Genomic DNA, 20,686 nt, shown 5'->3' with positions numbered 1-20,686 from the left:
GCTATCATCGTCGTTCGATTGCTGAAACTACCATGTTCCGCTTTAAGACTATTTTTGGGGGCAATCTCAGTGCACGTCAATTTGACAATCAAGCCGTGGAATTGTTCATCAAATGTGTTGCGCTCAACCGCATGATTCAGATCGCTAAACCCGATAGCTACAAAGTCGAAGCTTAATACCCGGACGACCTCAAGGTGAGCCTGATCATCCTTCTAATCATGCAACAAAGCCATTCTGATACCCCGTCCGCTTGCGGCGGGGTAGTTCATTTTCGCGTTCAATCTTTTCCCTTGCCGTTTTATACGCTTCGTTGAACGTTTCGACGACTTGGGCGATCGCCTGTCCGAGAATGTAGCTTTCCCCGGTGGGGTCACCGACGGCAAACACAAGGTGGTGTACTCGATTCAGACTTACGACTTTCCAGATCCCTAGGGTTGCCAAGCCTAGCGTGGTCAGGATCAAGACGATCAGGATCAGCAACCGAAAGGCAATCGCCAGTCGATCCAGCAAGTTCAGCAGGCGATCGAGCAGGGTCGGAGCAGGAGCATCGGACGACATAGGGGGACTATGGGATCACCGTCTAAGACGCTAATGGGCAGATGGGTTGCGCGATCGCGAACGGGCAATTTGGGCACTGAGCACAATCACGGGTACCAGTCCCACCAACAAAATCGCCAAGGCTGGGGCAGAGGCTTCTGCCAACCGCTCATCCGAGGCATAGCGATAGACCTGCACCGCCAGCGTATCAAAGTTAAAGGGGCGCATGACCAACGTGGCAGGCAACTCCTTCATAACATCAACGAAGACAATCATAATTCCGGTAAGAATGCCCGACCACATCAGCGGCGCATGGACGCTGATCAGGGTTTGTAGCGGGCTGCGTCCCAGGCATCGTGAGGCATCATCCAAACTTGGACGGATTTGGATCAGGCTAGATTCTACGGTGTTGAGTGCTACGGCTAAGAACCGCACCAAGTAAGCCAACACTAAGGCCACGACGCTGCCTGTAATCAGCAGTCCGGTTGAGATGCCCAAGACCGAGCGCATCCAGCCATCGACCCAATTGTCGAACTGAGCGGTGGGAATCAAAATTCCGACGGCAATGACGGAACCGGGCACGGCATAGCCCATCGCGGAAATGCGAACGCCTAGCCGCATCCACCAGTTGGAATTCAGGCGCACCCCGTAGGCCATGATTAGCGAAATCGTCACGGCCACGATCGCACTCACCGAGGCTAGCACTACGCTGTGATAGCTCAATGCCCAAAAGTTGGAGTTCATAGTTTTGCTCCAATTCTGGAATGTCATGTACAGGAGCAGAATGGCCGGAAGAATTAGACCCAGGATGATGGGGATGGTGCAGGCGAGGATGGCGAGGAGCGATCGCCCACCGCTAAGACTATAAGTCGATAAACTTTGGAAACGGCTAGACATCTGGTAGTACCGCGCCTGTCGCCGCGACCAGCGCTCCAGCAAAATCAGCGCCAGGATAAACATCATCAAACAGGCGGCAATCTGACTGGCGGCAATCCGTTCCCCCATACCAAACCAGGTACGGTAAATCCCGGTGGTAAAGGTCTGAACTCCAAAGAAATCAACGGTACCAAAGTCATTGAGAGTTTCCATCAGGGCCAAGGCTAAGCCTGCCATAATCGCCGGACGTGCCAAGGGCAGAGCCACCGTCCAAAAGCTGCGCCACGGCCCCCGACCCAGGGAACGACTGGCTTCGAGCGATCGCACCGACTGTTCTAAAAAGGCCACTCGTGATAGGAGGTACACGTAGGGATACAGTACGAGGGTGAGCGTCACCATGGCACCCCACAGCGATCGCACACTGGGAAACCAGTAGTCGTTCATGCTGTCCCAGCCAAAGAGCGATCGCAAGACAGTCTGAACAGGGCCGTAATATTCTAAAAAGTCGGTGTACACGTAGGCTAAAACATAGCTGGGAGCCGCTAAGGGAAGCAGCAATCCCCATTCAAAAACGCGCTGTCCCGGAAAGCGACACATCGTCACGAGCCATGCTGTGCCGACCCCGATGACGGATACTCCGATTCCTACCCCGACCAGCAGCAGCAGCGAATTGAGCACGTACTGAGGCAGAACCGTTGAGGCTAAATGTTCCCAAGTATCGCTGGTATCGGCAAAAATGCTGCTGAAGACCACAATCACAGGTGTAGCGATAATCGCGGCAACGCCAAGAACAACGATTGTCCACGGATCCCATCGTGGTAGGTGGGTAAGCCAGTCGGTTAAAGCATTAGAGCGAATCTTTTTAGATAATGATGAGAAGTGAACAGCCACAAAATGTCCTACATCAACCAAGGAAGCCTTCGTCTATCATACGGGATTCACGGGGGCTCGCACGGTATCAAGCCTTTAGAAAATCAGCGATTAGGCAGGGGCGATCGCCCCTAAGCGCGATGCGAAACCCTGCTTAATACTGCTTTGCGTAGGTGATAGCTACTTTCAACTAAACCCCTAAGGATTCTCATTAAGCTCTGACAGATAACACCTCAAAGCTGACTCAATTCGACAACATTCCCATCCGGATCTTGGGTGAAGAGTGCGGCTCGACCCGATGTACTTTCCTGGATCGGGCAATGATGGGCGAGGAGGTGAGCTTTGGCGGCTTCGAAGTTTGTAACACCAAACGCAATATGGCGATTGCGTCCCCACTTTTCAACGTTATGTAAACTAGAGGGGATTGAGGCATCGACCATGAGGTGAATCTGGTAGTCTCCTAATTGATACCAAGCGCCGGGATACTTGAGCGATCGCTCTACTTTTTCGAGTCCCAAGACTTCCCCGTAAAACTGCTCTGCTCGTTCCAAGTTCGTGACCAAAATGGCTGTGTGCAGTGGGCGCTGAAGTTCAATAGCCATAAAAATCCTTGTATTGTCCAACTGTTGATGGTTACCGCTTATTATCCTCTGTAACCGTTTTGAGACCATTATTCCCCCTGGAGGCGAAGTAACGATGAAAAATAAACACGTGCTGATCACTGGCGGTACAGGCGGGTTGGGGTTAGGCGTTACTCCCTTAGTGCTGGCTCAGGGGGCGATCTCGGTTACGCTGCCCTATGTTCATGCCCGTGAGGTTGATCGCTTGAAGGGGCGACTATCGCCGAATGATTGGCTGCGGGTGCGCTGTGTGGAGGCCGATTTGCTCAATGAAACGGCGGTTGCTCGCATGGTGGACGCAATGGAGCGGGTGGACGCCGTGATTCACCTGGTCGGTGGCTTTTCGATGGGTAATACCCACGAGTACGCATTAGACCAATGGCGGGCTGATCTGGATTTGAACCTCACTACGACGTTTCTGGTTTGCAAGCATGGGCTACGCCGCATGCGGGAACAGGGCTATGGACGAATTGTGACCGTTGGTTCCCGGGGGGCAGTCGAACCGGGCGCACAATTGGCGTCCTATAGTGCCTCAAAAGCAGGGGTGGTGGCTCTCACAAAGGCGATCGCCGCTGAAACGAAGGGCACCAATATCACCGCTAATGTCGTATTACCCAGCGTGATTGATACCCCGGCCAATCGGGCGGCAATGGGATCAGACCATGCAGATCAATGGGTCAAGCCCGATTCCTTAGGGGAGGTCATTTGTTTTTTGGCCTCGGCAGCGGCGGGTGATGTGCGGGGGGCGGCGATTCCGGTGTACGGTAACGCCTAGCGCCTATGCCATCATCGCGAGGTGGTCACGCTTTCTACTTTGCGAAGGAACAGGTCAGTAAAGATGCTCAACACGGTTCGCTTGCGCGTTTTAATGTTGGTGCTGACTGACATTCCCGATTGGAGGTCAATCGTCTGTCCTCGAACAATCAGTTCTTGTTGATCAAGCTCGATCTTGGCGGGAAACGTGTAGTTTTTGCGTAGCTCTTGCTGATTGGGGGGTAAAGCGTCCGACCCGATCCAGACCAACGTTCCTTTGATGTCGCCATACTCGCTGTAGGGAAAGGAATCCACGCGCACATCGACCTCCATTCCCGGCTCCACAAACCCAATGTCGCGGTTGGTAATGTACACCTTGGCGATTAGATCATCGCTGGGCACGATCTTTAAAACAGGTTGACTTGGCCCTTGGCTACCGACCACCCCTTGATTCTGGGTTTGGAGATCAAATACAACGCCACTAATAGGCGCACGCACCGTCTGGTAGCGAATTTGTTGCTCGGCCTGACTAATCTGGCTCTTCAAATCGGCAATGCGCTGATCGTTTTGAACAATCGTTTTATTCAATTCGCTGTCAATGTCGGCTAGACGCTTATTGTTTTCCGCCAGCCGATTGAGTAGGTCTGTATTAGTAACGGCAATTTCTCGGTTAAAGCGCTCTTGGGCTTGGGCGATCGCATATTCCAACCGCTGCGCCTCTTCTTGCAATCGTGCGACCTCGGCAGCATCATCCAAAACCTGCTGCTGTTGGCGGGTATATTGCAGCTTAGCGATGCCGCCTTGCTCATACAGCGGTGTCAAATCATCCAAAATAGATTGGTCGATTGAAAGGCGACGTTCTCCAGCGACCAGTTCAATGTTGTTTTGCTCACGTTGAGCTTCTAACTGAGAGACTTCCAACTGCGCCGCCGAAATTCGGGAGGAGGACTCCACGGCCTGAGACTGTAGTCGGGCGAGTTGTTCGGGGTTGAGATCTGCCGCAGTGCCGTTGAGCAACGCTTCAAAGACTTGATTCTCGGCTTGAATGGCAGAACGGTTTGTCGTCAGTGCCTGCATTTCGGGGGACAGGCTCAGATCGGCCGTATTGGCATCACTATCTTTCCCATACAGAGTGGCTCGGTAGAAGGCATTTTCCTGTTCAACGGATTTCAGCACTTCTTTCAGCGAATCAAGCTGGGCCTCGGATGCCGTTGGGTCGAGCCGAACGAGGACTTCCCCTTCTTCGACGCGATCGCCATCTTCCACCAGAATTTCATCCACAACCCCGTTGATGGGAACCTGCACTTCTTGGACAGCGCCTTCGGGTTCCAATCTGCCAGGTGCTTGCACCGCCTCTTCCACCTTGGCAAATGCTGCCCAAAGCACCGTAAATGTGGTGACGCCAACAATACTCCAAAGGATGGCATGGGACCACAGCGGTGTTTGTTGCAGGATCACGGGTTGGTCGAAAACTTCTTCACGGGTTGAGGTTTGTTGCCCGTTTGTCCCGGTTTGCGCCTGCGGATCTTGGGATTGAGATTGACCGTTCAGGGTGACGGGCTTTGTTTTGTTTCCGTTGCTAGAAAGTTGGGCCATAGGTCTGGTTTAACGCGGCAGTGTGATGAAGTTCGCCAAAGATACGGGTATGTACTGAGTTGTCCAACGCAATGGACGGCTTGTTGTGATCGTAGAGGCTGAGCGATCGCCCGCCTCTGTTCCCATTCTGCCGACCCAAAGGCCGCTTCATCAGAATTTAGGGAGCTTTCTTACATATCTCTACATCTGGGCTTCTTGCTGTTGGTAGAGACAGTAGTAGCGTCCCCGAAGTGCCATGAGGTCATCATGGGTTCCTTGCTCAACGACGTGCCCCTTATCCATCATCAGAATCACGTCAGCGTTTTTGATGGTGCTAAGACGGTGGGTGATGAAGAAGACGGTGCGATCGCGGAATTTTTCGGCCAGGTTCAAACAAACCTGACGCTCGGAATCGTAGTCCAGCGCACTGGTGGCCTCATCCAAAATCAAGATACGGGGATTTTGCAGAACGGTACGGGCGATCGCGATCCGCTGGCGTTGCCCCCCGGATAGAGCCGATCCCCGCTCACCCACGCGCGTGTTGTAACCCTGGGGCAAGCCCATGACGAAGTCGTGAGCGGCAGCAATCCGGGCAGCCTCAATGATCTCCTCTGCCGTCGCATTCGGGCAAGTCAGCGCAATATTGTCCTGAACCGTGCCGTCAAATAACAGCGTGTCTTGGGGCACAATTCCGACCTGTTGACGGAGGGAGTAAAGTTCGACCTTACTGATGTCGTAGCCATCAATTAAGATGCGACCCGATTCCAAATCGTACAGACGCGGCAAGAGTTTCATCATCGTACTCTTACCCGATCCGCTCAGCCCCACGATCCCCACAAAGGATCCCCGCTCAAACTCCACCGAGATGCCATTAAGCTGATACGGCCCCGTTTTCGCAAACCGGAAGAATACCTCATCAAACTTCACATCCCCCTGAATCGGCGGCATGGGGATATTCAGCCGATCCAGTTCGTCTGCTTCGGGCTGGGTGTCTACAATGTCACTCAGACGCTCAATGGACAGGCCGACTTCCTGGAAGCTCTGCCAGAGCTGAGCCAAACGCAGGAGGGGACTCGTCACATACCCAGAAATAATTCGGAACGCAATCAACTGACCCAAGGTCAACTGACCTTTTAGAACCAGGTACGCACCCACCCAGAGGACGAGTAGGGCTGATAGCTTGTTCAGAAAATTACTAGCCGATCCGGCAGTGGTGGAGGTCAGCACCGTCTTAAAGCCCGCGCTGATGTAGCGGGCATAGCGTTCCTGCCACTGCCACCGAGCCCGCAGTTCCATGTTCTGCGCTTTCACCGTCTGAATACCGGAGATGACTTCCACCAAGTGCGACTGGGTCTCGGCGTTGCGCTCTGCTTTTACCCGGAGTTGCTGACGAATTAACGGTGACGCCACCACCGCCAGCCCGACAAAGAGCGGTACGATCGCCAGGGAAACGATGGTCAGCAGCCAGCTATATACAAACATGACCACGATGTAGATGACGGAGAAGACCGCATCTAGCACCACGGTTAGAGCCGTACCCGTGAGGAACTGGCGAATATTTTCAAGCTCGTTGATGCGGGTGGAGAGTTCACCCACTGGACGCTTCTCGAAATAGCGTAAGGGGAGGCGCAATAGGTGATCGATAATTTGCGATCCCAAGGCCATGTCGATCCGGTTCGTGGTGTCTACAAACAGGTACGTTCGTAAACTGCTCAGCACCGCTTCAAAGATAGCGAGAACCAAGAGAAAAATGCCCAGCACTTGCAGCGTATCTGTGCTGTTTTGCACGATCACCTTGTCGATGATGATCTGAATCATCAACGGGTTGGCCAGGGCAAAAAGCTGGACGAAGAAAGAGGCAATGAAAACCTCAATCAAGACCCGCTTATATTTCACCAGCGACGGCAAGAACCAGTCCAGACCGAAACGTTTTTCGGGAGTCTGCTTGGTCTTCGTGAGCATCAGCACATCGCCGCGCTCTCCGGCAGGCACGCCTTCCTGGGCTTCAACCGGAGTCCCCCACGTCGAGGAGACTTTCTCGGTTTTGATCCGCTGAACCCCCTGATCCGGCACCGCAATGACAACGTCCCGCTCATCTATGTCGTACAGGAGGCAATATTTGCCTTTCCATTGAATGATGGCGGGGGCTTCAAGGCGGCCAAGGGACGTGACGGGAATGGAGACCAGTTGAGCGTGCAGACCCATAAATTCTGCTACTGAACCCAGGAGGTCGAGGGAAAGTCCGCCCGTGCGCTGAAGCTGGTTTCGCAGTGCCCGCTCGATCACGTCGCGTCGGAACGGGATGTGGAGATAGCGTCCCAACATTTGGAAGCAGGCGATGGTTTCAGGAATTTCGCCGCGACCCCGCACAAACGGGTACTGACTCAAGGATTTGGTATGGGCGCGATCGTCTTCCACAAAAAAGGGCGTGCCCTCGGGCGGGCGATCGGGTGCGATGGGAATCGGGGGAAGGCTGGGGCCGGGAGCGGTGGCAGTTGCACTCTCTTCGCCGTTGGTTTCAATAACCTCGGCGGTAACAACCGGAACCATCGCACTCTGTACAATCGCCTCTGGGATGCCGATCACCCGTGCCGGGAAGGAACCGACAACGTCGATCGCTCCTGAGGTTTTGCTGCGATCGATACAGCTTCCGACTTCAAAGTTGGCGATCGCCCCACCGCCACTCACAAACCAGAGGCGATCGCGCTCGAGCTGAGTCAGGGGAACCGCACCGGGGGATAGGTTTTTAACCACCGCCTCTGGCTGGGCGCGCAGGGTCAGTTCCTTGAGGTCGTAATCGCCAATGGCGCGTCGGTGCAGTTCCGCTCCCAGTAGGTCAAAGGTTTCGATTAGGGAACACTGGCTGCGGAGAATGTTGGCAAAGGCAGGTTGTCCGGTGAGCAACCCCAGGAATTCGCTCGCAGGAATGGTTAGGCAGATCGTTTCCGTAGAGGCGATCGCCGTTTCGCAGGGCACGCCGCGCACGAGGCCGAGCCAACCCAACACCGCGCCAGACTTCATTAGCTCTAGGGTGACGGGGCGTTCTGTGCGGGGATCATAGCCGAGGAACCGGGCTTGGCCTTGGTGAATGATCGAGACTTGGGCGGGCATGGTATCCCGAACCACAATGGGCTGTCCCATGCGGTAGCGCAAAAGTTGGGATTCCTCAGCAAGGCGTGTCAGCACGGCATCGGGCAGACGATCAAAGGGAGGAATCGTGCCTAGAAATTCTTGGAGGGCAGATTTCGTGTACGTCATGGGGCAATCGACGGCTCAGGAGTTTTACGAATAGAGGACAAATCAACGTTGGCGAGTTGTTCTTGTAACCAGGTAGCAAAGCATTCATTCAACAGGCGCGATCGCATGGCATCATCCATCTGAGCCGGAATGAATTTCTCTAGGCGAGCGAGGACAATCCACTCTCCAATATTCGTTGGGGGAGAGAGTTCACCCGGCTGACTGCTCGCCAACACTTGAGCCAAAATCGGGTGGGGAACGCTGAGTTCTACAGGGCCGATCAACCCATCAGTTTGGGATTCCACCCCTTGGGAGTATTCCCGCGCCAGTTCCCCGAAGGACTGTTCGCCTTCCAGAATCCGGAAATAGAGTTCACGGGCAATGCCGGCATCCTTGGTTCGAATCAGAGAGTAGATCACCTTATCCAGCTTGTCTTTACGCCGCAGGAAGTAGGATTCTAGCTTTGTCCCCCAGGTGGCTTGCTTAAATTTCTCAATCCGAAGCTCTCGTGTAGCCAAGGACTCTAGCTGGGCTGGGGTCATGCCGTATTGATGCAGCCAAGCTTTACGTGCCTCTTCCTCGACAATGTTGTTTTGTTCGTAGAGGGTGTTGCAAGCGGTTTCAATCTCTTCTGGACTGCACTCTACGTCGGCGATCGCCTCATCGATCAAGATCTCTTGTAGGAACTTGGGCAGCATTTGATACCCCGCTAGCAGAGGCAACACTTCCTCAGCGGTTACAGAGCGACTTCCAACGGTTAGTACAACTGTCATGGATTCGGACTCTCTCGGACGGTAAACGAATCACTTTCTATCGATAGACTTCTTCTAGCATTCCCCGAACCTTGCAGAATTGGAAACCATTGCAAGATTTGTACCCTTTCATAGGGAGTAATCAAGAGCTTTCCGCCTACCTTTGGCAAGGTAGCCCCTGGAAACTCGTTGATTCTAATCGCTATGGAATCCAACATCTCGATATGCTTCAATTCCAGACTACCCTACCCAGGGCGATCGCCCCGATGATGCGCCTGAGCAATACCAGAATGCCTCAACTCCTACCAAATTGCCACCACGGGGATGAATCTCTAACCAAGTGCTAACAAATTGTCAATTTTCCCTGGGTGTCCAGCGGCATTTTAAGACTGTATTGCTTATCTTGATCTATACTTCCGCATCAATCTCAGATCAATTCTTAAACTTTTGTAAAAATCTGGACTCCGCAGCGGCTGGATGTCCAGGCAATATTCTCCATTTGGATCCAGTTAACATACTGATGGGGAACATCAATGACAAGAAAATCGAAAGGCTTTAACGAGCTTCTACAGGACGCAAAGTATGAGCAGAGCCCTCAAGCCTCTCTTCAGGAGTTCCAGAAGCAAGTTGCCCAGGGGCCGTTGAAGGATTCCGTCAAGGAGGTCGTGATTGCACCAGAAGGCCAAGAAAAGATGTCCGATGTCATGACGGAATTTCTAAAGCCTTACTTTCAGTATGCTGATACCTATGATGCTAGGGAAAAATTGGTAGTTCTAGGTATGTTCGCTTGGAATATTGGGAATCTTCCAGAACAGGAGCATAAAGCAGAAATTAGGAAAGTCGCTCAAATGCTCGGTGAGGATGACTATCAACTCCGGCAAGACTTCATCGAAATTCTGCGCGATTTGGTCGAGCGGAAAAGACTTTTTTCAACGACAACAAACGCACCGTTATGGATTTTAAGCTCAGGAAAGGATTGCGTGGATTTAGTCTCTCAGTGGTATCGACCTTGCCCCAGGATGAAGCTAATCAGCCTGAGTTCGACCCAGACGCATAGGTAAAACGTTGACATCGATGAGGATTCAACCCGAATTCCCTAGGGATCCATCTCCATCGAGCAGCCTTGCTCAAACAAACCCATCGATGGATTCCACTTCCAGGGGGGGTGGGGCTGGTTAGACGTGATGGGAAAAATCACCTGTTCAACATTAGGCATATATCCAATCCATTGCGCTGAAAGCAATGCAAACTGGTCAGGAGAGCCGCTGACGCAGAAGCGAGTACTTGAACGGGTTGTGGTGCTCCGTAGCCCAAGCCAGTCGAGTTCCTGCGCGGCTGCGGCTACCACATGAACCGCCGGATCAACAATGTGTACCGATGGGGGCAAAATCTTTTGGATGACGGGCGCAAGGTGGGGATAGTGGGTGCAGCCGTAAATGAGAGTGTCAATCTGAGCGTCGAGCAGTGGCTGGAGATACTGACGGGCGATCGCCTCTGCTTTGGGGCTATGGATCTGATTTTGTTCAATCAGCGGGACAAAGGCTGGACATCCAACCTCCCACACCTGCACCTGGGGATTAATTTCATGGATGGCGCGTTGGTAGGCATGGCTTTTTGCGGTTGCCACGGTTGAAATCACCCCAATTCGCTTGCCTTCATGGACGGCTGCTCGTGCTCCTGGCAGGATGATTCCCAAAATTGGAAAGGGATACTCCTGGCGAACGGTTTCTAACGCCAGCGCGGAACTAGTGTTACAGGCCATAACGACCGCTTTCACGCCTTGACCCTGCATCCAGTCCAAAATGTCGCGCACGAAATGGATGATTTCAGCAGCCGAGCGATCGCCGTAGGGAACTCGTGCGGTGTCGCCAAAGTACAGAATGGATTCGTTTGGCAACTGGCGATGGAGTTCTCGGAGAACGGTTAATCCCCCAACACCGCTATCAAATGCGCCAATAGCACCTTGGGCAAGGGCGCGATCGCCAAACGGAGGCTTGGGTGTATCAAAAGCATTCGCCATAGAGTTGCTAACGTCCAGATTGAGTACGACACATTTTTTAAAGGTTTTGTTGAATATACAGCAAAATTCCCTGGGCGATCGATTGCGCCATCTGTTCTTGGAAATCCGGATCGGTCAAGTTATACGCATCAATTGATCCGGTCACGAATCCGGTTTCCACCAAAACGGCGGGCATCGTTGTGTTGACCAAGACGTAGAAGCGGGCAGTTCTAACGCCTCGGTCGATCGAACCTGTGCCCTGAATTACGCTGTTATGAATGAGCTGAGCCAGCCTCGCGGAGGCATCGGAATAGTAGTAATAGGTTTCCACACCGTTCACGTCGGGTCGGCTCAGATCGATGGAATTCGCATGAATGCTCACAAACAGGTCGGCATCAAGCTGTTCGGCCAGAGCAACGCGGGGTTCTAGACCCAGATCGCGATCTTCAGTGAGGGTAAGAACCGCTTGCACGCCTTGCTCTTCCAAAACAGCGGCGACATCTTTGGCGATCGCCATCACGATAGTTTTTTCCTGAATGCCGTTAATGCCAATCGCACCAGGGTCGGGGCCGCCGTGACCTGGATCGAGAACGACCAAGACACGGCCATCGGGAATCACAGGCAAATCAGCTACGGACGGGTACCTGTTAACGGAGTTAGCGGGCAACTGAACCGGAATGACTTGATTTTCCCGTCGTCCGATGCTCAGGGCTAGGGTCTGTTGATTCGGGCGATTGAGGTCTCCAACTACCGCTCCAGCGGCAGGCTGCACCAGCAAAACGACCGTATCGGGTGTTTCCTGGCGGACTCGGACTCGCAAGAGGGGACTATCGGCAGTAAGCTGAGGCCCCGTAATGTTTTGGGCAAGCTGTGCTCCCAAAATTTCAATGCGGTAGTCCGTAGTTGCGCGATCCCATCCGCTGTTAAAGGTCAAGGGGCGATCGCCCTCAATCACAAGCTGAGACTGGTTATCTTCCAAGGTGATCGCTTCAATGGTGGCGAGGGAGGTCTGGGCAGTCATGACGGGTTCAGACGGAGCCACAGGAGCAGGCGCAGGCGGCGAACCCTGGGATGGTTGGATTGCCGGGGGAGGAGGTTCAACTACGCGATCATCGCTCACCAAGGCAACCACTCGACCTTTGGGTAGAAGCACGATACCGCCTAAATTACTGGCGTTTGCCCGCCAATCTGGACTGTCTTCATCCACCGTCATCGTAATTCGGGCTAACAGTTCCTCGCCCTCCACTTGACTAAAGCTCAACTGACTAATGCCCAACTCTGCGATCGTCTGGGTTTGGGCGAGTAGTGCGGGTGAAACGACCGTATTCGGCAGATCAATCGTAATTTGGCGGCGATCGCGACTCCGTTCAACCTCCAACTCTGGTGGGCTGCCTGCGGTGCGGATAAACAGGCCATCCGCCGTAACCTGGAGCCGCTCTAGCTGGGTCGCTGCCCCAGAGGTATCCACCGTGAACCCAGGCAGAGCGGCTGTTGTTGACGTGTCGGGTGCTTGCAGAGGGGGAAGCTGCACCGTCCACTGGTTGGGGGCATCGCCAGTTACCTGCACCTGGAGCGGATCAACGGTATAGCCCGGTTTAAGCTCGATGACTAGGCGTGTCGTTCGTGCGTCAAATTGCCCAATCCGAACTTCCTGCACACCGTCCTGGTTCACAAGCTGATTCACCTGCGATCGCCCCAGCGTCGTACCGGGCAGATCAATCACAATCCGCGTTGGATCAAAGACTAACTGGGCGCGTGGCTGGACCCCATCGTCGGTTGTGAAGGTGAGGCGATTCCCATCGGAATCAAAGTTCCAGTACAACAACTGGGCCGCTTGAGCGGGTAAGGCTAGCATCATCGCCCCAACGGCTCCCAAGAGGCTCGGAAAAATCCAGCGCAACTTCACCACGATATACTCCTAAATCTTGGTTTTGATAAACGCAACGGATAGCGTTGCCTAACAATAAAAACGCAGATGTTGACCAAAAGTAGCGCACCCCCTAACTGCCGTCAATGTGTGATTTATCATTAGTTATTTATCTAGCTGTAGCTTTTTATAGCCTCAGCACAGGATGCACACTGAGACAAACGAGGAATAGGGGAAAAACAGCCCCTCAACGCCTGTCGTGAGCGCTGGGAATCGGTTGCCATTTTGGAGGACAGGGTTAATTTCGAGGCTTGAATTGGACGATGCGCCGCCCCATCAGCGATTCCCGCAGCCGTACCCAATGACCGCACCCTAACGGCAGACAGATTTCTGATCCTACTCCAGGAGTGAGGCACAATTAACGGGCGATCGCTCACTGACGGGCATAGATCGGGAGCAAGATATTGAAAGACGATCCTTCACCGACCTTACTTTTGACCGAAATAGAGCCGCCGCAATTCAACAAAAGCTGTTGCACGATCGATAATCCTAACCCGACGCCGCTAGAATCCTCATCGCTCATCTGGCGGGCTTTATAGAATCGCTCAAAGATCGTGGGAATTTCGGCGGCGGGAATCCCAATCCCCGTATCCCGAAACTCGATCTGCACATAGTCACCCTGCTGACAGGCCGTAACCCAAACTTGCCCCCCCGTCGGCGTAAACTTAATGCCGTTGTGCAGTAGATTAATCACAATCTGTCGTAACCATGCACTAGCACACGAAACCGCTGGAAGGTCGTCGGGAATAGTGTACGCCAGCATGACTCCCTTTTCCTGGGCTAGGGGCTGATAGGTGCTGACCACCGCAGGTACGACATCCACAAGGCGGAGAGGTTGCATCGGGGTATCTTCAGCTGCGTGCTCTAGCTGGAGCAAATCTAAAACGCCTGTAATCAGAGAACTCTGGCGATCGCACTCCTGGGTAAGTAGATCCATATATCGCTGACGCTGGGGAGGCTTCAGGTTGAGCGAGTTCAGGAGGGTCAGAGCCGTTTTCATTGAACTCAAGGGCGTGCGTAACTGCTGCCCAACCGTTTGTAGAAATTCATCCTTCAAACGGTTAGCGTTGAGCAATTCCTCGTTTAGCAACTGAAGCTCAGACACCATAGTGGCTTTTTGACGGGCGGCAGCGCTATTGCGCCAGAGATCCTCCTGTCGTTGAATTTGGCGATTAAAGAACCTCCCGACCAAGCCAAGATCTGGATCGTCAACAATATGGGATGCCAAGGTGTCCCAGTGTTCCAATACATAGCTAGCGTCCGGTGACGGTTCTCCACTCGCTTGCCCAGAGGCGATCGCCTGCCGAATGCCATCAAACACATAGTGAATGGTTTGGGCTTGAAATGAGCAAATGCCCAGTAAGGGATGCTTACAGGATGCTGACGCTTCCGAATCATTCACCTCTTTTATGGACATCCGCATCAAGAGAGGCGCATTTGTACCGAGTGGGGGTTCCGACGATTGAGAACTACGCACCGATCGCGGTCGATGGGCCAGCATCAAAATCGAGAGTGGAGCAGTCTGCGCCAGAACAAAGTACTCACGACGCAGTTGGCTATTGGGAGCGAGCGTTAGAACTATTTTTGTGCCCTGTTCTATGGTTTGAGCCTGGATTGCAGTGAGGTCATCAAAAAAATCGTCTGAACCTTCAAAGGGTGATGGCGTGTCTGCTTCAGGATCATCTAAATCGGTCTCCATCTCCAGGGCGGCGTCTGCCTCAAGTCCAGCCCCGTTGCGATGGGCAGTTGCAGAAGAAGACGGCTCTGTTTCATCCGAATTCGCATTTTTGAGAAGGTAAACGATGTACGGGACATTCGCCATTTCGTATAAACGATTCACTTCTGCCTGCCATAGTGCTCCCCGTGGCAATTTCATCCATAGCGTTGCGGGAAGCTGCTCCTCCAGCAGAAAATCGATTACGGTGCCCAACATGGATTTGAAGATGGTGGGGCTGACTTGCAGGGGATGAACGGATTGTTCGCAACTCAGAGCAAGTTCGTAGAGCGATACATCCTTTTGGGTAATGTCTGTCATGCGAGATGGTAACGGGGCTAGGGTGAAGATGAGGAACTCAACTCAAGCGTGATGGTCTTGCAAGTATGGATGGGTTCAGTAACGTAAACGCAACCTTGTGGTAGACCTCACCAGCTAACGATTGACTACCTACGTGTACGCTGATGCCTTATCCGATAGAAGTCGAATTATTCTACACGCTAGAGCTATGATAGATCCCTAAAAATCAGGATCGCTACAGAGACATAAAGTTAACAAAAACTACGTAATTCTTTGCAATCAGTTGCATCACTGAGGGCGATCGCCCCGCTTGGCAATCCAGATTATTTACACAACGACAGGAAAATTAAGGTTGGCGCTCGGGGCTATTCACCTCAACAAAAGGGAGCACCCCCTGAGTATGTTACCCAAGGAGTGCTGCCGTTCATCTGAATCGCCGCATCAAGAGTCCTAGACCATAGCAGGACTGGGGGAAACGACCGTGAGATGAGGATACAGCGGGAAACGTTCGCACAGCGCCGCAACCCGACGTAAACAGTCACTAGCAACGGCACTATCTTCTGGATTGAGAAGACGATCGGCAATGATATTGCCAATTTCCACAAATTCCTCGGTGCCCATGCCACGGGTGGTCATTGCTGGCGAACCCAAGCGCAGACCGCTGGTGACAAAGGGCGACTCTGGATCAAAGGGAACCGTGTTCTTGTTTGCGGTAATGTTGACCTCACTTACCAACTGGTCAGCAACCTTACCTGTCATCCCCACCGACCGCAGATCCAATAGCATAAGGTGGTTATCCGTACCATTGGACACCAGCTTGATGCCCCGCGCCTGAAGCTGGGCGGCCATCGCCTGGGCGTTTTGAATGACCTGACCGGAATAGGTCTTAAAGCTGGGCTGAAGGGCTTCGCCAAAAGCAACGGCCTTCGCGGCGATTACGTGTTCTAGCGGGCCTCCCTGACTTCCTGGAAATACGGCCTTATCAAACTTCTTGCCCAACTCTGGATCACGGGTCATGATCAGTCCACCCCGGGGGCCGCGCAGGGTTTTATGGGTGGTGGTGGTGACAACATCGCAGTGGGGAATGGGGCTGGGGTGATGCCCGGTAGCCACCAGTCCGGCAATGTGGGCAATGTCTGCCAAGAGATAGGCTCCGACTTCATCGGCGATCGCCCGGAACTTGTCAAAGTGAATCACACGGGGATAGGCCGAGTAGCCGCAGATGAGCAACTTGGGACGGTGCTGAAGGGCTAAATCCCGAATTTGATCGTAATCAAGCTGTTCAGTTTCCGGGCTAACGCCGTACTGCACCACCTTAAACCACTTTCCAGAGACGTTGACGGGAGAGCCGTGGGTCAGGTGTCCGCCGTGGGACAGATCCATGCCCATAATCGTGTCGCCCGGCTCCAGAAGTGAGAGAAACACAGCAAAGTTTGCCTGTGCGCCAGAGTGAGGTTGAACGTTGGCATGGGCAGCGCCGAACAATTGCTTGATGCGATCGATGGCGATTTGCTCGATTTCATCCACAAATTCGCAGCCCCCGTAGTAGCGCTTGCTGGGTAGGCCTTCTGCGTACTTGTTGGTCAGAACTGATCCCTGGGCAGCCATCACCGCCGCCGAGGTAAAGTTTTCGCTGGCAATCAGTTCCAGGTGGTCGCGCTGGCGTTGAAGCTCATTTTGAATCAGTCCAGCGACGGTCGGGTCAACACTAGCCAAAAAGTCTAAATTCGTTTGAGTCACGGCAAACTCCCAAAATCCCAAGGTTGATGAGAACAGTTCAGAGCGATGGGGTCACCGTGTCGGTTCAGGTTGGAGAACGCAGGACAGGCGATCGCCCCTATCGCCATTCATTGATACGTGGAGCACTTAGCCCAAATATCTAATGATAACTCTAGCTATCCCAATCCTTAAAGGATCTTCCAAATTGCTGATTAAACTTATGTATTAATTGACGCAGCTTCCCATAGCGCGATGCGTAGAATAGAAAGAACGGGATCAGCCACAGTATAAGGAGATCACGTATGTTAGTTGTTGTAATGGATAGCCAATTACTGCCACCGGAGACCGTATGTCAGGGATGCTTGATGGCCGATCAGGCCGGTCAGCCCCGCTGGAATGGAGAGCAGCTCCGATGCGGGCGATCGCTCAGCAAACATAACCACACGGAACCAGAGCAGTACGAGTGCCAGATGGGGTTTCGCATTGCCCACATTGCCTAGTACGCTCGACTGCAAACTCTGTCCATCTGGAAACGGTTGCCCCCGGTCAAGGTAGGGCACAGTTCCTACGGGAAGCCAGACTAAGCCTCAGAGTCGGCTGCCACGGTTCTTGATGAGGCCATTTTAGGTAGGATGCTACAGAATCAAATGCGCCTGGTTATCGATAGGTAAGCCGTTTCCTTCGGGATCAACCGCACCGAATTGTTGGAAGTAGGTTCGCAGTGCGGCTGGCAAGTCTGGAAAATCAAACTGAGCATCACCATAGGCGATATCTGCCCAAAAGTGACGGAGTTGGGGGGCGATCGCCTCAGCCTGAGCCAAGTCAAGATTAATAGGCGGATGGGTTAATAGCTTAACCATAAACGGATAGGAGCGATCGCCCAACCAGTCCCGCGACCACTGCTGAAGATCGGGAACATCCGCCACGGTGTCAATGCGAACGGTTTTGAATTTGAGCTGGGTGGTTCCGTCAGCGTGGGTTTGATACGAGAACAGGCGGTAGGGATGGGGATAGCTCACAAGGGAACCGGTCGTGATCTCATAAATTCCCTTCCATTCCGCCACATCCTGAACGTGCAAATGACCCGTGAAAATGAGCCGCACACCAGCCTGGTGCAGTAGGCTTAGCAACTCATCGGCATTTTCGAGCATATAGCGATGCCCTAGAACATGCTGAGACTGGTTCGGCAAGTGTTCAACCACGTTGTGATGCACCATCACCAGCAGCGTTTCGTGGCCGTGTTGCGTCAATACATGCTCCAACCACCGAAGCTGGGTTTCATCAATCCGCCCCATACTGGTTTGCTGCCCACGATCGTCAAAGTAGATGGAGTTGAGGCCGATTAATCTTATGCTGAGATGAACCTCACAGCAGTAGTAGGGAACCAGGGGATCACCATAGCCAAAGTCCCGGTAGCAGGTTGTAAAATCGCTAATTCCGGCGGTGCGATCGCCCGGATGAGGATGCAAAATGTCGTGATTTCCAGGAACTACATAGGTGGGATAGGGGAGTTGACGCAGGCGATCGGCCAACCATTGATGATTTTCCAACTCGCCATGCTGGGTGAGATCACCGGGGATCAGCAAGAAATCCAGATCCAAGGGTTCCAATTCGGCAAAAACTTTTTCTAAGGTCGGAATGCTGATTTCAACCTGATGAAAGCGGTTGGGGTTATCCCAGATGGTGTGGGGAAGGGCAATATGGGGATCACTCAGGATAGCGAAGTTAACCGATACAGTCATGGGGATCAATCGACGAAGTTCTGAAGAGGTGGTGTAGGTTTAAGTCGTCTGGAAGACGTTAACCCGCTAGAATAAAGGGCTTGGGTTCTCATTGAGTATAGCCCGTTGGATTTATGGATTGGGAAGGAGGTTTAGACATGACGGTAGGTTCAATGCGTCGGCGCGTGCGGCAACACGTCAATCCCCTCAGCCAAAAATATCAATCCCCACCCCCTCCCCCTGACTGGTCATCGGTCTACGCGATCGCCCACCAACCGCTCCATCTCGACATCGGTTCAGCACGAGGCCTGTTTCTACTGGACATGGCGCAACAGCAGCCCGACTGGAACTTCCTAGGCTTAGAAATTCGTCAACCCCTAGTCGAGCAGGCGGAGGGCGATCGCCAACACTTGGGACTCACCAATCTGCATTTTGTATTTTGCAACGCCAACAATTCAGTGCGATCGCTCCTAGCCTCACTGCCAAAGGGAGTCTTGCAGCGAGTGACGATCCAATTTCCCGATCCCTGGTTCAAAAAACGCCATCAAAAGAGACGGGTGGTACAGCCAGAACTCGTTGCTGAGCTGGCGGACTATCTCGTACCCAATGGACAGGTGCTCCTCCAGTCCGATATCGAGGCAGTCGCTAAGGACATGGTTGACCGCTTTGTCGAGCATCCGGCCTTTGAGCGTCAAGGGGATGATTGGCTCCTTGAAAATTCTCTCCCGGTTCAAACAGAGCGCGAAACCGTGACTCTCTCCCAAGGAAAGCCTGTGTATCGGGCAGTGTTTACCCGAATCTAGGCCTACGGACGGACCCGAATCGTTCCCTGGCAGTGCAATGCGCCTTCAGTGAGCTTCAAATCATGAATTTCTACATCCGATCCCAACGGTAGGGGCACGTAGGGAATCGTGGCTTCGGAGCTTGGAGATTCGGTCTCTAACCCAAACTCGATGCGAACATCGCGGAAGGTAAGGATTCGGGGATTCTTGGAGACCAAGCGGGCGCGAGCCGTTAGGCAGTGTCCTTCTAGGTCCGGGTTGGCAAATAACAGCCGCAAGCTGAGTCCGTCCTCAAACAAGCTAGCTTTGACGCTCTGAATATCCTGGCGGCTGAGGGTTTCTAGCGAAGAGGGCACATCCAAGTAGCTGGCGATCGCCTGAAACAGTCGGCAGAGCAGATCATCAAACAAGGGCGAAGCAAACGACGCGTTTAGATCCGTTTCCTCTAACGCTAATGCCGCTTTTAGTTGGATTTCATGGATTAACTGTAGGGATTTGCCCCGCAGAACTTGACCCAAATTGATTTGGATATCCTGTCCCTCAACCTGAATATTGCTAAGGTGTAAGCCTTGATACACGGCACCTTGAGCCGCTAGAGCTACCCTGGGAATAGAGCCAGATAACAGTTGGCGATCGCCCCCTCCCAAGTCAACCTCCAGGGTTTGCACGGCGGTTAACTGCGATCGCACAAACAGGGTAGCCGCACGCTGCAACAGCGACGTCACAACCCGCAGCTTACGGGATGGGTTCGAGGAATCACCCATAGATCCAGGTTCAACCAGATTTGAAGGAACAGGCGCGGTCATGGAGTGTAAGCGGCACTAGAGCTAGATATTTCGGTGCCTTGAGCTTATCAGATTCCCCCTGCGATTGTTGAGCAGCGTTTAGCTATCCCCCGAGACTGGAGCCTTAACACCATTGGCAGGCTCTTATCCTCGAAAGCACTTGCCCTGAAAGTCTTTAAGCTAAATAATCTGTGATCTGCGATCGCAAATATCAACAAATTCTGACATCAACCCCAGGAAGGGATCGATTTTTGGGATCATTATGTTATAAATTCATAACATAATGATCCCTGTTTGCTTGTAAACTCGTCGGTATAGCGGAAAACGCTCTAGCCCCCCTTGATCTATTGCTTTACTTTCTGCAATATAAGAGCCATCAGATTGATCCCCCGCTTCTAAACGCGAGATGCTTTCAGACTCTCTGAGTTTTTCAGCGGCTGGTGTTGAGGTTTGGGGATCGCTGACAGTTGCAGTTTGGGGAGAGTTAAAGCTGGAGCGTATCCAGAGGTTTGAAAACTT

The 20,686-nt window shown here is 52.9% G+C and carries 18 protein-coding genes; 5 read left to right on the top strand and 13 right to left on the bottom strand.

Annotated features, from left to right (window positions below):
• Positions 1-176: IS5/IS1182 family transposase (locus IGR76_04750; protein MBF2077831.1), on the top strand; the 176-nt coding region annotated here is incomplete at its 5' end.
• A 40-nt stretch (positions 177-216) separates the two neighbouring features.
• Here IGR76_04750 and IGR76_04745 read toward each other — a convergent pair.
• From IGR76_04745 to IGR76_04735, 3 genes are all read right to left on the bottom strand, one after another.
• Positions 217-558, bottom strand: coding sequence for a hypothetical protein (locus tag IGR76_04745; protein ID MBF2077830.1), 342 nt, complete (start codon positions 556-558; stop codon positions 217-219).
• A 30-nt stretch (positions 559-588) separates the two neighbouring features.
• A complete protein-coding gene (locus tag IGR76_04740) occupies positions 589-2,271 on the bottom strand; it encodes an iron ABC transporter permease (protein ID MBF2077829.1) in 1,683 nt (560 codons plus the stop codon).
• A 245-nt stretch (positions 2,272-2,516) separates the two neighbouring features.
• The gene (locus IGR76_04735) at positions 2,517-2,879 is read right to left on the bottom strand and encodes a VOC family protein (GenBank protein MBF2077828.1); all 363 of its coding nucleotides are present in this window, start codon (positions 2,877-2,879) and stop codon (positions 2,517-2,519) included.
• A gap of 100 nt (positions 2,880-2,979) precedes the next feature.
• Here IGR76_04735 and fabG point away from each other — a divergent pair, with 100 nt between their 5' ends.
• On the top strand, positions 2,980-3,678 hold the full coding sequence (fabG, locus tag IGR76_04730) for a 3-oxoacyl-ACP reductase FabG (protein MBF2077827.1): 699 nt from the start codon (positions 2,980-2,982) through the stop codon (positions 3,676-3,678).
• Between the two features lie 11 nt (positions 3,679-3,689).
• On the opposite strand, the gene IGR76_04725 is transcribed toward fabG, so the two are convergent.
• Genes IGR76_04725 through IGR76_04710 form a run of 4 tightly spaced genes read right to left on the bottom strand, consistent with a single transcriptional unit; the run spans position 3,690 to position 9,241 of the window.
• Positions 3,690-5,252, bottom strand: coding sequence for an HlyD family efflux transporter periplasmic adaptor subunit (locus tag IGR76_04725; GenBank protein MBF2077826.1), 1,563 nt, complete (start codon positions 5,250-5,252; stop codon positions 3,690-3,692).
• Entirely contained in the window at positions 5,236-5,403 is a 168-nt protein-coding gene (locus IGR76_04720) for a hypothetical protein (protein ID MBF2077825.1), read from the bottom strand. Before IGR76_04720 ends, IGR76_04725 begins: the two co-directional genes overlap by 17 nt.
• 29 nt (positions 5,404-5,432) lie before the next feature.
• A complete protein-coding gene (locus tag IGR76_04715) occupies positions 5,433-8,489 on the bottom strand; it encodes a peptidase domain-containing ABC transporter (GenBank protein ID MBF2077824.1) in 3,057 nt (1,018 codons plus the stop codon).
• On the bottom strand, positions 8,486-9,241 hold the full coding sequence (locus IGR76_04710) for a peptidylprolyl isomerase (GenBank protein MBF2077823.1): 756 nt from the start codon (positions 9,239-9,241) through the stop codon (positions 8,486-8,488). Before IGR76_04710 ends, IGR76_04715 begins: the two co-directional genes overlap by 4 nt.
• Positions 9,242-9,753: 512 nt before the next feature.
• Here IGR76_04710 and IGR76_04705 point away from each other — a divergent pair.
• Entirely contained in the window at positions 9,754-10,281 is a 528-nt protein-coding gene (locus IGR76_04705) for a hypothetical protein (protein MBF2077822.1), read from the top strand.
• A gap of 35 nt (positions 10,282-10,316) precedes the next feature.
• On the opposite strand, the gene IGR76_04700 is transcribed toward IGR76_04705, so the two are convergent.
• From IGR76_04700 to IGR76_04685, 4 genes are all read right to left on the bottom strand, one after another.
• The gene (locus IGR76_04700; protein MBF2077821.1) at positions 10,317-11,240 is read right to left on the bottom strand and encodes a glutamate racemase; all 924 of its coding nucleotides are present in this window, start codon (positions 11,238-11,240) and stop codon (positions 10,317-10,319) included.
• A 37-nt stretch (positions 11,241-11,277) separates the two neighbouring features.
• Positions 11,278-13,077: an N-acetylmuramoyl-L-alanine amidase gene (locus tag IGR76_04695; protein MBF2077820.1), complete on the bottom strand. Its 1,800-nt coding sequence runs from the start codon at positions 13,075-13,077 to the stop codon at positions 11,278-11,280.
• Between the two features lie 442 nt (positions 13,078-13,519).
• On the bottom strand, positions 13,520-15,181 hold the full coding sequence (locus IGR76_04690) for a histidine kinase (protein ID MBF2077819.1): 1,662 nt from the start codon (positions 15,179-15,181) through the stop codon (positions 13,520-13,522).
• A gap of 429 nt (positions 15,182-15,610) precedes the next feature.
• A complete protein-coding gene (locus IGR76_04685) occupies positions 15,611-16,900 on the bottom strand; it encodes a serine hydroxymethyltransferase (GenBank protein MBF2077818.1) in 1,290 nt (429 codons plus the stop codon).
• A gap of 281 nt (positions 16,901-17,181) precedes the next feature.
• Between IGR76_04685 and IGR76_04680 the strand changes: the two genes are divergently transcribed.
• Positions 17,182-17,379: a hypothetical protein gene (locus IGR76_04680; protein MBF2077817.1), complete on the top strand. Its 198-nt coding sequence runs from the start codon at positions 17,182-17,184 to the stop codon at positions 17,377-17,379.
• A gap of 135 nt (positions 17,380-17,514) precedes the next feature.
• Here the strand turns inward: IGR76_04680 and IGR76_04675 are convergent, their stop codons facing one another.
• Positions 17,515-18,621 (bottom strand): metallophosphoesterase, encoded by a 1,107-nt coding sequence (locus IGR76_04675; protein ID MBF2077816.1) that lies wholly within the window; start codon positions 18,619-18,621, stop codon positions 17,515-17,517.
• A gap of 152 nt (positions 18,622-18,773) precedes the next feature.
• On the opposite strand from IGR76_04675, the gene trmB reads away from it, so the two are divergent.
• Positions 18,774-19,403 carry a tRNA (guanosine(46)-N7)-methyltransferase TrmB gene (gene trmB, locus IGR76_04670; protein MBF2077815.1) on the top strand — a complete coding sequence of 210 codons (630 nt, stop codon included), beginning with the start codon at positions 18,774-18,776 and terminating at the stop codon, positions 19,401-19,403.
• Positions 19,404-19,405: 2 nt separating this feature from the next.
• Here the strand turns inward: trmB and IGR76_04665 are convergent, their stop codons facing one another.
• Entirely contained in the window at positions 19,406-20,146 is a 741-nt protein-coding gene (locus tag IGR76_04665; GenBank protein MBF2077814.1) for a DUF2993 domain-containing protein, read from the bottom strand.
• Positions 20,147-20,686 lie beyond the last annotated feature (540 nt).

Origin of the sequence: Synechococcales cyanobacterium T60_A2020_003 (genome assembly GCA_015272205.1) — a bacterium.
In the GTDB taxonomy this organism is placed as follows: Bacteria; Cyanobacteriota; Cyanobacteriia; order RECH01; family RECH01; genus JACYMB01.
Note: the sequence above shows the minus strand (reverse complement) of the source record. Positions and strands in the feature narration are given on the sequence as shown.